This window comes from Nocardia sp. NPDC004168, from assembly GCF_040610355.1.
Lineage (GTDB): Bacteria > Actinomycetota > Actinomycetes > Mycobacteriales > Mycobacteriaceae > Nocardia > Nocardia sichangensis.
In genome coordinates this window covers 49,315-61,989 of record NZ_JBEXME010000028.1, presented here as the reverse complement: position 1 = coordinate 61,989, position 12,675 = coordinate 49,315, and the positions used below count along the sequence as shown (strand labels likewise).

The window sequence follows — 12,675 nt, the reverse complement described above, 5'->3', positions numbered from 1 at the left end:
CGGCGTGGCGACACCGGACCTCTCATTCGCGAGCTGTGACGGGCTCACCCGTTCGGTTCTACTGAGCGCCCGGCCCGCAGGCCGTGCCGCCGTTCTTCCGAAGGCTCCCCGGTGATGGCCGGATCGACGCCGTATTCATGTTTGATTCTAGCCCGAGCGGTCAACTCACTTTGTGAGGCAGGTCAGCGTTTGGCATGACGACCAGGAGGCGGCGGGGAATCACTATCCGGACTCCGCATGGACAAAGCACTCACCAACAAGAGCATCGCGCCGATGACGCACACCACGATGCACCCCCACGCCCAGATCACCGATCCGGTGGTGAGCGCGGCCACGAGCAGGGCGAAGCCGATCGCGGCAAGGACGAGTGTCAAGACGAGCATGGTGACCCCCAAGGCATGCCGGGCGGCTCGACAGTTCCTCTAAACGGTATGCGAACTGCTGTGCTGGGGCGCGGCGCGCTACTTGCCGCCCTTGGCGAATGACGCCGGAGCGAGGTTGTTCGCCGTGTTGGCATCCGCGAAGGCTTCGCCGCCGTCGACCGGAACGGCCGAGCCACGGTTCTCCAGCTCCTCCAGCTGCGACTCCAGGTAGGACTTCAACCGCACCCGGTACTCCCGCTCGAACGTCTTGAGCTGCTCGATCCGGCTCTCCAGCACACTGCGCTGCTGGGTGATGGTCGCCATGATCTCGGTGTGCTTGCGCTCGGCGTCCGCCTGCAGCGCGTCGGCCTTCTCCTTGGCCTGGCGCAGCTGGCTGTCCGAACGACTCTGCGCGTCGGTCAGCATCGCATCCGACTTCTGACGGGCGTCGGCGATCATGGCCTCCGACCGCGTCCTGGCGTCTCCGACCAGTCGCTCGGAATTCGCCCTGGCATTCGACAGCAAGCTCTCCGCCTCGCTCTTGGCGTCGCTGGTCAGCCGATCCGCCATCTCCTGGGCGAGGCTGAGCACCTTGGCGGCCTGCAGGTTCGCGTCCGCGCCCGGCGCGTCCTTGGCCACCGGCGCGGCGGGCATCGGAGCGGGCGGGGCGACGGGAACCGGGGGCTTGATCGGTTCCGGCTGCGGCGGCGGGGCCTGCGGAATCGGCGGTTTCGGACTGTTCACTCCGGCCGGGCCGCGGTTCTTCTTCGCGTCGGCCAATTCCGCGTCGAGTTCGGCGACCCGCTGGCGCAGATCGGCGTTCTCCTCGATCAGACGCGAGAGCTCCTGCTCCACCAGATCCAGGAACGCGTCGACTTCATCCTCGTTGTAGCCGCGCTTCCCGATCGGCGGTTTGCTGAACGCGACGTTGTGCACATCGGCTGGGGTCAGCGGCATGGAAGGATCCCTTCACGCGTCTTTTGGAGATCTAGCAGATCTAGCAAGCTGTCTTCACGGCCCATTCTGTCACACCGGAGCTACCGGCTGCCCGAGCCTGCCCACGATCGACATCAGGATGAAGACGATGAAAAGCAGGACCATTATCGACAGATCCAGGCGAATTCCGCCCAGTGACACCGGAGGTATCAAGCGCCTGAGCAGTTTCACCGGAGGATCGGTGATCGTGAAGATCACCTCCAGGACGACGACCACGACACCGGTAGGACGCCAGTCTCGGGCAAAGCTACGGATGAACTCGACGATCACCCGGCTGATCAGCAACAGCCAGAAGATGAACAGTACGAAGTACAGCACCGCGAACAAGGCCACGAGTTCACTCTGCCGTAAAAATCGCTTCGCGCAAAATGACCGCGCCGCACAACCTGCGACCGGTCTGCTCCACCCCCCAGATCACGAGCTTATTTCTGGTTGTAGAAGCCGGTTTCCGCGATGCGTCTGCGTTCTTCCGCTGATACGTCGACATCGGCCGGTGAGAGCAGGAACACTTTTGTCGCCACCTTGTCGAACGATCCGCGCAGCGCGAAGGCCAGGCCCGCGGCGAAGTCGACCAACCGCTTGGCGTCGGCGTTGCTCAGATCCACCAGGTCCATGATCACCGGATTGCCCTCGCGAAAGCGTTCGCCGATGATCCGAGCCTCGCTGTAATCGCGCGGGCGCAGCGTCGTGATCTTGGACAAGGGGCCTCCGTCCTCGAAGATCCCGGGCCGCCGCACCGGGGCGGGCTCGGGACGCACGCGCTCCTCCAGCCTGCGCTCCTCGGCGTCGGGATCGACGGCGAGCGCGCCACGGGTCGTACCGCGCAGCGGAGGCGGGCTCCCGCCCGCGCGGAACCGGCCCGACGGCGCGGAGTCGATCCGGGTCGGACGCCGGGGCGCGTCGTAGCGGTCGTCGCCGTAGGGCTCGTCGGCGTAGTCGTCGCGCCGCGACACCGAGTAACCCGCCTTGTAGGGCGACTTGTACGCGGGCTCGGGATAGTCGACGTCGTCGAAACGGCTTGCGCCGTACCGATCGTCGGCGTAGCGATCGACGTAGCCGTCGCGGTCGGAGTAGTCACGGGGCCGGGGCCGGCGAGCGCCGCGCTCGTCCACCCCTCGGGGAGCGCGATCGTCGACGTAGTCGTCTTCGTAATCCTCGAGCGGAACCATGCCGAAGTACGCCTTGAACTTGTGCAGCGTGCTCATTGGTCGACCTTCCTTCGGCCCCGGTGGCGGCCGGGTGTTGAAGTCTTGCTCAGCCCTCGTCAGATCCCAGCATATGTGTCGAATGTGACTGATGAGGTTTCTTTGCTAGCCCGAGGTTATCGGTCGCATACCCATCAAGGCGGTACCGACACGCACAACCGTCGAACCATGTTCGATCGCGCATTCCAGATCACCCGACATTCCCGCGGAAAGCTCTGTCGCGTCCGGATGATCGGCGACCAACAACGTGTGCAACATCGCAAGTCGCGCAAATGCGGCATCGGACTCCGAACCCAAGGGTGGAATGGCCATCAGACCCGACAAACGTAATCCCGGAGCGTCCGCAATCCGTTGCGCGAGCACGGGAAGATCAGCGGCCGTGACACCCCCTCGCGCGGGGTCGTCGTCCAGGCTCACCTGGAGCAACACCCGCAGCGGTTCGGTGCGTTCGCCCGCCTCCAGCGCAGCCACCGCGCCGGCGTCCAGAGCGGTTGCCAGACGTTCGCTGTCGACCGAGTGAACGGTGTGCGCCCAGCGGGCGACACTGCGCGCTTTGTTCCGCTGCAACCGCCCGATCATGTGCCAGCGGATGCCGGAGAGGTCTTCCTCACGTAACGCCGCCACCTTGGCGGCCGCCTCCTGCTCCCGCGACTCGCCGAACTCGCGCCGGCCGAGCCGATGCAGGATCGCCACGTCCGAAGCCGGGAAGAATTTCGTCACCGGCAGCAGCCGCACCGAATCCGGCGACCGACCCGCGGCGCGACACGCCGCGTCGATGCGAGCGAGCAGACCGGCAAGGTTGTCCGACAGCTCGGCGGTCCTGGCGGCGAGTGCGCCGTCCACCGCGGTCCCGGCTTCGGCGCTCATGCGCGCGCCTCCCCGGCACACGGCGCGTCGACCAGACGGGCGATTCGCGCGGTCACGCGGCGGCCTCCATCCAGATCACCCCGCCGATCCGGCCGGTCGGCGCGCCACGGCGATGGCTGAACAAGGTGCGGTCCTCGATGGTGCACCGCGGGTCCACCGCGATCGCGCCGACGCCTGCCTCGGTGAGCTGCCGGGAGATGCCCGCGCGCAGATCCAGGCCCGGCGTGCCGCGGACCGTGGTGGTCGCACTGCCGGGCAGATGCGCTTCGACGTCGGCGCGCATGGCGGCGGGAACCTCGTACTGACGGCCGGAGGCGGCGGGCCCGAGCAGCGCGCCGACCCGATTCAGGCGCGCGCCGACCGAGACCATCGCGTCGAGCACACGCGGCACGATGCCGATGCGAGCGCCGATCCGCCCCGCGTGCACCGCGGCGATCACGCCCGCCTCGTCGTCGGACAGCAGGATGGGCACGCAGTCGGCGGTGAGCACGACCAGCGCGAGACCCGGCACGGTGGTCACGAGCGCGTCGGTGGCCGGGACCGGTTCGGCGCGCGGCCCGTCGACGATCTCCACGTTGCGGCCGTGGATCTGTTCCATCCAGACCAGGCGCTCCGGCGGCAGGCCGATGCCCTCGGCCAGCCGGTCGCGGTTGCGCCGCACGGCCGTCGGATCGTCGCCGACGTGGTCGCCCAGATTGAACGAGTCGTAGGGTGGCGCCGAGAAGCCTCCGGACCTGGTCGTGGTGACCCGTCGGACAGTGATGGTCGGCGCGATAGTCATGGCGACGAGCGTAGTGGCGCTCGGTGAAGGGCGTCGAAATGCCCAGGTAGAGAGCGAATATTCCCCCGGGGCGGAATCAGTCGCGTAGTATCGGGCGCCTCGGCGCCCGGTCCCGCCCGGCCGGCCCCCGCACCGGCGTCCCCCGAATTCCTGTGCACAGTCGTGCTTCGGGACCGCTTCGGCGTATCCCTCCGACGCGTCCCGGCGCGGGCCGGGATCGCTCTTTCCAGCTCGGTCCCGGCCTGCGCCGGAACCGGATTCCAGCGCCTGATGGGTGCTGCCGGACGCAGTCCGTCTTCAGCACGCGCATGGCCGGAGCGAAGGCGGAGGTACGCAGCACGCGCATGGCCGGAGTGAAGGCGGAGGTACGCAGCACGCGCATGGCCGGAGCGAAGGCGGAGGTATGCCTAGCCCCTCCGCATGAACGACGGCACGTCCACGTCGTCGTCATCGTCGTCGGCATCCGGCGGCGTGATGTGCGGTCGCGTGCCGCTCGTCACCGACGGCTCGCCCAGGGTGCGCGGCCGTTCGGTGTCCCGGTAGCTCGGCAACGTGCCGCGGCCAGCCGTACCCGTGACGGACGTGCTCGGCGTGCTGTCGCTGCTTCGCGCGGTCAACTCGCTGGTTCGGCTCTGCCCGATCTCACCGGACCGCGCCGTGCCGATGGTGCTGCGACCCGACGTCTCGAAGGTGCGCCGGGCCGGGCCGCCGCCGTCGAAGCCCGCCGCGATCACGGTGACCCGCACCTCGTCGCCGAGCGAGTCGTCGATCACGGTGCCGAAGATGATGTTGGCCTCGATGTGCGCGGCCTCCTGCACCAGCGAAGCCGCCTCGTTGATCTCGAACAGCCCGAGATCGGACCCGCCCGCGATCGACAGCAGCACGCCGTGCGCGCCGTCCATGGAGGCTTCCAGCAGCGGCGAATTGATCGCCGCCTCGGCCGCTTTCACCGAGCGGCCCTCGCCGCGCGACGAGCCGATACCCATCAGCGCGCTGCCCGCGCCGGACATCACGCTCTTGACATCGGCGAAGTCGACGTTGATCAGACCCGGGGTGGTGATCAGGTCGGTGATGCCCTGCACACCGTTGAGCAGCACCTCGTCGGCGGAGCGGAACGCGTCCATCAGGCTCACCGCCGCGTCGCCGAGCTGCAGCAGCCGGTCGTTCGGGATGACGATCAGCGTGTCGCACGACTCGCGCAGCAGATTGATGCCGACCTCGGCCTGATTCCCGCGCCGCTTGCCCTCGAAGGAGAACGGGCGGGTGACCACGCCGATGGTGAGCGCGCCGAGCTTGCGCGCGATCTGCGCGACGACCGGGGCGCCACCGGTGCCGGTGCCGCCGCCCTCACCCGCCGTCACGAAGACCATGTCGGCGCCCTTGAGCACCTCTTCGATCTCGTCCTTGTGGTCCTCGGCGGCTTTACGGCCGACCTCGGGGTCCGCGCCTGCTCCGAGACCTCGGGTCAGCTCGCGGCCGACGTCGAGCTTGACGTCGGCATCGCTCATCAGCAGCGCTTGGGCGTCGGTGTTGACCGCGATGAACTCGACACCTTTGAGTCCCTGCTCGATCATCCGGTTGACGGCATTCACACCGCCGCCGCCGATACCGACGACCTTGATCACCGCAAGGTAGTTGTGCGGGGGCGTCATGGGCTCTCGCCTTCCTTCGATCTAAAGCCTGTCGTTTCCGGATGCTCGGCACACCGCCTTTTCGGCCCGGTCCGGGGGTCGGGTCGCTACGAGGAGCGAACCGCGGCTCGGGCAAACCCTAAAGCTCAACCATAGGGTTAGCGTTATGTCAAGTATCCGACTGGTGCGGAACGCTATTCGCAGCCGACGCGATACGCGCGCAGGCGCGCCGAAACGAGAGCCAGAATCTTGCGTGATCCCGCTCGTCTCGCCGCTCCACACGTCGTATGGTGAACGGTTGCCCCCCGGCTCCCCTCTCGGCGCCGGAACAACTCCCGGACCGCCGAAAATTACCTGGGCGCAATGGGTGTGGATCACTTTACCGTGACCAGATTGGGACTCGACACATCGAACACCGTTCCGGGGCGCGTCAACAACGGCAACACGACCGCCGCCTTTCGTTCGGCGTCGTCGCTCCCGCCCCAGAGTACCGTGCGGCCGCCCTTCAGATTCAGCGAAATATCCGAAATGGACCGTGCCACAACCTCGCTCACCTGAACCGCCAGCGCAGGCGGCACGATGGCGATCACCGAGACCGCAGCCCTGGTCACCGGATCGGCGCCGCCGGGATGATCGGTGATCAACTTCGGCACGCCGATCGGAGCCGGCTCGACCGCGAATTCCACGCCGTCCGCGTCCAGCAGATGCGCGCCTTCCCTGCTGTCGTAGAACAACACCGCGGCGCGCTCGACGACCGTCACCCGAACCGAGGACGGAAACACCCGCTGCACCCGTGCCGTGCGTACCTTCGGAATGCTCGCCACCCGGCGTGCCACGGCATTGGTGTCGATCCGCAAGATCGAGCGGCCGGAAGGAATTTCGAGCACATCCCGCACTTGTTGTTCGGGCACCGCCACCGCCCCCTCGATTCGCACGGTGCGCACCGAGAGCACCGGGGTGAACCAGGCGAGAACACAGAGCACTGCAAGGACGCACACGCTCAGCAATCCCCACAGGCGAATTCGGCGCCAGTCGAGCTCGCCGAACCGATCACCCGCGCGGCGCCCGGCCGCGCGCGCCGACCCGACCCCGCGCACGCCGGGTCACCGTCCGTGCTGGGGACGCGCCCGTAATCCGTCGAGAATCTGACCGCCCAGCATCGTCACGTCACCCGCGCCCATGGTGATCACCACGTCGCCCGGCAACGCCAGCCCCGCGACCTGGCGCCCGACCCGGGACATGTCCGGCTGGTAGTGCACCGGCTTGGTCACCGATTGCGCCACCAGCGCTCCGTTCACGCCCGGCAGCGGCTTCTCCCGCGCGCCGTAGACATCGAGCACGACGACCTCGTCGGCCAGACTGAGCGCGGCGCCGAAGTCCTGGGCGAAGGTCGCGGTCCGGCTGTAGAGATGTGGCTGGAAGACCACGATGACCCGGCCCTGCCTGGACCGGGCTCCGTCGCGGGCCTCCTGCTGGACCAGTTCGGCGGCGGCGCCGAGCACGGCGCGCACCTCGGTGGGGTGGTGGGCATAGTCGTCGAACACCCGCACCCCGTTCTCCCGACCGGCGAACTGGAACCGGCGGTGCACACCGCCGAACCCTTCCAGGCCCTGGATGATCTCGCCGACATCGGCGCCGGTGGCCCGGGCGGCGAGCAGGGCGCCGAGCGCGTTGAGCGCCATGTGCCTGCCCGGCACCGACAGGCGCAGCGTGCGCGGCGCGGCCTCGTCGGTGAGCTGGAATTGGGCGATGCCGCCGACGTCCCGCGGCTCCCAACTGTGCAGCCGGGCGCCCACCGGGACCGGCGCGTCGGCGAGTTCGCCGGAGCCGTAGCCGAGGACTTGGACGTTTCGCTCGGCCAAGCGCGCACCGACTCGCTCGGCCAGTGCCAGCGAGCCCGGATCGTCCAGGCACACCACCAGCAGGCCGCCCGCGGCGAGGCGGTCGGCGAAGTCGTCGAAGACCTGCACGTAGGCCTCGTCGGAGCCGAAGAAATCCAGGTGATCGGACTCGATGTTGGTGACCACGGCGACGTCCGGGTCGTATTGCAGCAGCGAGCCGTCGCTCTCGTCGGCTTCGGCCACGAAGATGTCACCGGTGCCGTGGTGGGCGTTGGTGCCCGCCTCGTTCAGCTCGCCGCCCACCGCGAACGACGGATCGAACCCGCAGTGCTGCAACGACACGATGAGCATGGAGGTCGTGGACGTCTTGCCGTGCGTGCCGGACACGAGCAAGGTGCGATGCCCCCGCATCAGCGAGGCCAGCACCGTGGGGCGCAGCAGCACCGGGATATCGCGCCGGTTGGCCTCGACCAGCTCCGGGTTGGTCTTCGGAATGGCGGCGTAAGTGGTGACCACCGCGGTCGGGCCGCCGGGTAGCAGGTCCAAGGCGGTGGCGTCGTGCCCGATCCGCACCTGAGCGCCGCGAGCGCGCAGCGCCAGCACGCCCCGGCTCTCCTTGGCGTCCGACCCCGACACCGCGCCGCCGCGTGCGAGTAGGATCCGCGCGATGCCGGACATCCCGGCCCCGCCGATGCCGACCATGTGCACACGCTCCAGCTCCGGGGGCAGCGCGGTCCGTTCGACGCCCGCGTCCTGGACCACCCGATCTGCGGTCGTGTCGCTCATCGGCGCGCCACCTCCAGCGCGATCCGCGCCACCTCGTCGGCGGCGTCGCGGTGCCCGGCGCCTGCGGCGGCCCGGCCCATCTCGGTCAGCCGTGCGGAGTCCATGAGCAGCGGAATCACCTCATCGATCACGTACTTCGGCGTCAACTCGGAGTCGGGGACAATTCTGCCACCGCCCTGGCGCACCACGGGCCGAGCGTTGAGTTCCTGTTCCCCATTACCGTGCGGCAGCGGCACGTAGAACGCGGGCAGCCCCACCGCCGAGACCTCCGCGACGGTCATCGCGCCCGATCGGCAGACCACCGCGTCGGCGGCGGCGTAGGCGAGGTCCATCCGGGACAAGTACGGCACGGCGACGTAGCGAGCGCCGTCCGCGGCGGATCCGTCCACGTCGATGGTGTTCTTGGGCCCGTGCGCGTGCAGCACCGAGATGCCCGCGGCGGCCAGCTGGGGCGCGGCGCCCGAGACCGCGTCGTTGAGCGTCCGCGCGCCTTGGGAACCGCCGAAGACCAGCAGCACCGGGCCTTCGGACGGAAGGCCGAAGTGCTCCCGCGCCTCGGCCCGCAGTGCGGCGCGGTCCAGTCCGGTGATCGATTCGCGCACCGGAATGCCCACCACCCGCGCGTCCGCCAGGCCGGAGTCCGGGACCGCCGCGAGCACCCGAGCGGCGCGGCGGGCGCCGACCTTGTTCGCGATACCGGCCTTGGCGTTGGCCTCGTGCACCACCACCGGCACCGGGCGTCTGCGGCGCAGCACACCCGCGCCGGCGGCGAGATACGCCGGAAGCGCAACGTACCCGCCGAAACCGATGATCACGTCGGCCTCGACCGCATCGATGACCGCCCTGGTGGCCGCCACCGAGGCGCGCACCCGACCGGGTAACCGCAGCAGATCGGCGGTGGGCTTGCGGGGCAGCGGAACCGGAGGGATGAGCTCGAGCGGATAGCCGCGCTCGGGAACCAGGCGGGTCTCCAGACCGCGTTCGGTGCCCAGCGCCGTCACCCGGATGGAATCGTCGAGCCGCCGCAACGCGTCGGCCACCGCCAGTGCCGGTTCGATGTGGCCCGCCGTGCCGCCGCCCGCGACGATTACCGAGATCACCTGGATCTTCCCCGTTCTCTTGCGTGATTGACCGGATAACTGGGTTCCCAAGCCCTGGTGGCACGCGCCGAGCTGGTGCCGCGACTCTCCGGCGAGCGGCGGCGCGCCGGTTCCGCACGCCCCCGCCTGCCCTGCGGCAGCGCCGAGGATCCGCGATCGGACGGCCGCGGCGCCCGGCCACGTCGGGCGCTCGCCCGAGCCGGCGCGTACACCTCGGGTTTGGGCAACCGCAACAGCCTACTGAAACGACCGTCCTGTCCTGCGTGCAGCGCCGCGACGGCTTCCGGCTCGTGCCTGGCCGCGTTGGCGATCAGCCCGAACATCAGCAAGGTGATCGCGAGCGATGAGCCGCCGGCGGACACCAGTGGCAGCTGCAGCCCGGTGACCGGCAGCAGACCGACGACATACCCGATGTTGATCATGGCCTGTCCGGCGATCCACGTGGTCGCGGAGGCGGTCAGCAGCCGCAGGAACGGATCCGCCGACCGGCTGGCGATGCGCAGTCCCGTGTAGACGAACAAGGCGAACAGGCCCAGCACCAGTGCGCAACCGAGAAAGCCCAGCTCCTCCCCGATGATCGCGAAGATGAAGTCGTTGTGGGCGTTCGGCAAGTAGCTCCACTTGGCCCGGCTCTGTCCCAGGCCCCTGCCCCAGATCCCTCCGTCGGCAAGGGAATACAGGGCCTGTCGAGCTTGATAGTTGTCGCCCTGCGGATCGGAGCCCGGATTGAAGAAGGACCGGACCCGATTCGACCGGTAACCGGCGGACATGGCGAGCACGCCCGCGGCGACGACGCCGGAAACCGCGATCGTCACGAACAGCCGGATCGGAAGTCCGCCGAACCACAGCAAGGCGCCGAGGATGATGCCCACCGCGACCGTGGTGCTGAGATTCGGCTGGACCACGATCAACAGACAGACCAGCACACCCGCCGGGACGAGCGGCACCAGGATGTCCCGCAGACTCGAACCCATCGCTCGCCGGGAAACCAGCAAGTGCGCGCCCCAGACGATCAAGGTCACCTTCACGACCTCGGACGGCTGCACCGAGACGGGACCGAGGATCAGCCAGCGGCGCGCGCCCTGCACGCTGGTGCCGATGCCCGGAATGAGCACGAGCACCAGCGCCAGCACCGAGATCGCGAACAGCGGGAACGACGCCTGGCGCAACAGGCGCAGCGGAACGCGCAGGGCCAGATAGAACAGCACCGCGCCGATCGCCGCGAACAACGTCTGCTGGATGAACAGGGAGTACGCCGACCCGCCCTCGGCGTACTCGACGACGCCGGACGCGGACAGGACCATGACCAGTCCGAGGGCCGTCAGCAGCGTGGCGATGGTGACGACGAGATGGAAGGACGCGAGCGGCCGTGCCAGCCACGAACCGGGACCCGTCCCTACGCCGCGGCCACGCCGGGATGGCGTCCCGGCTTCTCGTGCGCCCGAGGTCCGGGCCGTCTTACCGGTCCACCGCCTGCCGTTGCCCGAAGTCACGAGGCACCCGCGGCCCGCGCCGGTAGCACCACTGTCACAGCGAACCAGCGGAGGCGGAGGATGCTTGCGCGTCCGCGAAAGCGACTCGACCGACCGGGGCGGGTGTCGATACCCCGCCCGCCCCGGTCGGCAGTCATCGCAAACCCCCGATATCGGTGGTTCCGAGGTCACCGTCTTCCAGGGCGTGCACCGCCTGGGCGAAACTGCGACCCCGGTGGGTGTAATCGGCGAACATGTCCAGCGACGCGGCGGCCGGAGCCAGCAGCACGGTGTCGCCGCGGCGGGCGAACCCGGCGGCCGCTCGCACGGCCCGCGCCATGACAGCGTCGGCCGCGGCGGCCCTCGACGCTTCGTCACCCATCCCTGCATCGTCTCCCGCGATCAGCTCGACGACGGGGACCTCGGGCGCGTGTCGCGCCAACGCGGCCGCGAGCACCGGTGCGTCGGCGCCGATCAGCACCGCCGCGACCAGGCGGTCGGCGACCTCCTCGACGAGGTCGTCGACGTGCGCGCCCTTCAGCTGGCCACCGGCCACCCAGATCACCTGCGGATGCGCCAGGATCGATGAGCGCGCGGCGTGCGGATTGGTGGCCTTGGAGTCGTCGACGAACTCGACGCCGGACAGCTCGCGGACGAACGCCGCGCGGTGCGGGCCGACCTTGTGCTCGATCAAGCCTTCCCGGACGAACTGCGGCGCGACGTCGATCGCCCTGGTCAACGCGGAGGCGGCGAGTGCGTCGGCGACGCCGGCGGGGCCGGGCGGGCTGATGTCGCCGACCTCGGCCAGGATCGCGGCCTTGGTGAACGCGCGGTCGAGCAGCTTGCCGTCCACCACGCCGAGCTCGCCGTCGGCGGGTACGCCCACCCGGAACCCGACGGTCCGGCGCGCCTTGGACTTGCGGGCCAGCGAGGCCGCGACCGGATCGTCCAGGCCGACCACGCCGACCCGGCCGACCAGCGCCCTGGCCTTGGCCGCGGCGTAGGCGTCCAGGCCGCCGTGCCAATCCAGGTGATCCTCGGCCACGTTCAGCACGACACCCGCCTCCGGACGCACCGACGGCGCCCAGTGCAGCTGGAACGACGACAGCTCCACCGCGAGCACCTGCGGACCGGGGTTGCGCCGCAACGCATCCAGGATGGGCAGGCCGATGTTGCCGCACGCGACGCTGGCGATGCCCGCCGCGCGCAGGATCGCGTGGGTCATCTGGGTCGTGGTGGTCTTGCCGTTGGTGCCGGTGACGACCAGCCATTTGCGCACCGGACCGTAGATCCTGGCCTGATCGACCCACCAGGAGAACTCCACGTCGCCCCACACCGGCGTACCCTCCGCGACCGCGGACGCCAGCACCGGCGAGTCCGGCCGCCAGCCCGGGCTGGTGATCACCAGCGCGAACCGGCTCCAGTCCGCGTTCTCCAGTTCCGCGGTGGTGGCGACGTCCAGCCCGAGCCCGGCCGCCTCGGCCAGGGCCGCGGCGCCGCCGTCGGTCACCACCGGCCGCGCGCCGATGTCGCGCAGCGGTTCCACCAGCGAGCGTCCCGACACACCCCAGCCCGCGACCAGAACGTCGCGTCCGCGTAGGAATTCCAGCATGGGCCCTGGGGTGCGCAGAGCC

12 protein-coding genes are annotated in these 12,675 nt (G+C 69.3%); all 12 read right to left on the bottom strand.

What is annotated here, in order from left to right; all coding sequences use genetic code 11:
* Positions 1–182: 182 nt before the first annotated feature.
* The 12 genes from ABZW96_RS31635 to murD all read right to left on the bottom strand — a co-directional run bounded on the left by ABZW96_RS31635 (position 183) and on the right by murD (position 12,653).
* Complete coding sequence (locus tag ABZW96_RS31635; protein WP_355079659.1) at positions 183–383, bottom strand: hypothetical protein; 201 nt, start codon at positions 381–383, stop codon at positions 183–185.
* A 78-nt stretch (positions 384–461) separates the two neighbouring features.
* A complete protein-coding gene (locus ABZW96_RS31630) occupies positions 462–1,319 on the bottom strand; it encodes a DivIVA domain-containing protein (protein ID WP_355079657.1) in 858 nt (285 codons plus the stop codon).
* A gap of 69 nt (positions 1,320–1,388) precedes the next feature.
* The gene (locus ABZW96_RS31625; RefSeq protein ID WP_039797136.1) at positions 1,389–1,691 is read right to left on the bottom strand and encodes a YggT family protein; all 303 of its coding nucleotides are present in this window, start codon (positions 1,689–1,691) and stop codon (positions 1,389–1,391) included.
* A gap of 89 nt (positions 1,692–1,780) precedes the next feature.
* Positions 1,781–2,563 (bottom strand): cell division protein SepF, encoded by a 783-nt coding sequence (locus ABZW96_RS31620; protein WP_355079655.1) that lies wholly within the window; start codon positions 2,561–2,563, stop codon positions 1,781–1,783.
* 105 nt (positions 2,564–2,668) lie between these two features.
* A complete protein-coding gene (locus ABZW96_RS31615; protein ID WP_355079653.1) occupies positions 2,669–3,430 on the bottom strand; it encodes a YggS family pyridoxal phosphate-dependent enzyme in 762 nt (253 codons plus the stop codon).
* 52 nt (positions 3,431–3,482) lie between these two features.
* Positions 3,483–4,211, bottom strand: coding sequence for a peptidoglycan editing factor PgeF (gene pgeF, locus ABZW96_RS31610; RefSeq protein WP_355079651.1), 729 nt, complete (start codon positions 4,209–4,211; stop codon positions 3,483–3,485).
* Between the two features lie 407 nt (positions 4,212–4,618).
* Positions 4,619–5,863: a cell division protein FtsZ gene (gene ftsZ / locus ABZW96_RS31605; protein ID WP_355079649.1), complete on the bottom strand. Its 1,245-nt coding sequence runs from the start codon at positions 5,861–5,863 to the stop codon at positions 4,619–4,621.
* Between the two features lie 353 nt (positions 5,864–6,216).
* On the bottom strand, positions 6,217–6,858 hold the full coding sequence (locus tag ABZW96_RS31600) for an FtsQ-type POTRA domain-containing protein (protein ID WP_355079701.1): 642 nt from the start codon (positions 6,856–6,858) through the stop codon (positions 6,217–6,219).
* An 87-nt stretch (positions 6,859–6,945) separates the two neighbouring features.
* On the bottom strand, positions 6,946–8,469 hold the full coding sequence (murC, locus tag ABZW96_RS31595) for a UDP-N-acetylmuramate--L-alanine ligase (protein ID WP_355079647.1): 1,524 nt from the start codon (positions 8,467–8,469) through the stop codon (positions 6,946–6,948).
* Positions 8,466–9,569 carry an undecaprenyldiphospho-muramoylpentapeptide beta-N-acetylglucosaminyltransferase gene (gene murG, locus ABZW96_RS31590; protein ID WP_355079645.1) on the bottom strand — a complete coding sequence of 368 codons (1,104 nt, stop codon included), beginning with the start codon at positions 9,567–9,569 and terminating at the stop codon, positions 8,466–8,468. Before murG ends, murC begins: the two co-directional genes overlap by 4 nt.
* Complete coding sequence (gene ftsW, locus ABZW96_RS31585; protein WP_355079699.1) at positions 9,566–10,945, bottom strand: putative lipid II flippase FtsW; 1,380 nt, start codon at positions 10,943–10,945, stop codon at positions 9,566–9,568. The genes murG and ftsW overlap by 4 nt, the downstream gene beginning before the upstream one ends.
* 250 nt (positions 10,946–11,195) lie before the next feature.
* Positions 11,196–12,653, bottom strand: a complete 1,458-nt coding sequence (murD, locus tag ABZW96_RS31580) for a UDP-N-acetylmuramoyl-L-alanine--D-glutamate ligase (protein ID WP_355079697.1) — start codon at positions 12,651–12,653, stop codon at positions 11,196–11,198.
* Positions 12,654–12,675 lie beyond the last annotated feature (22 nt).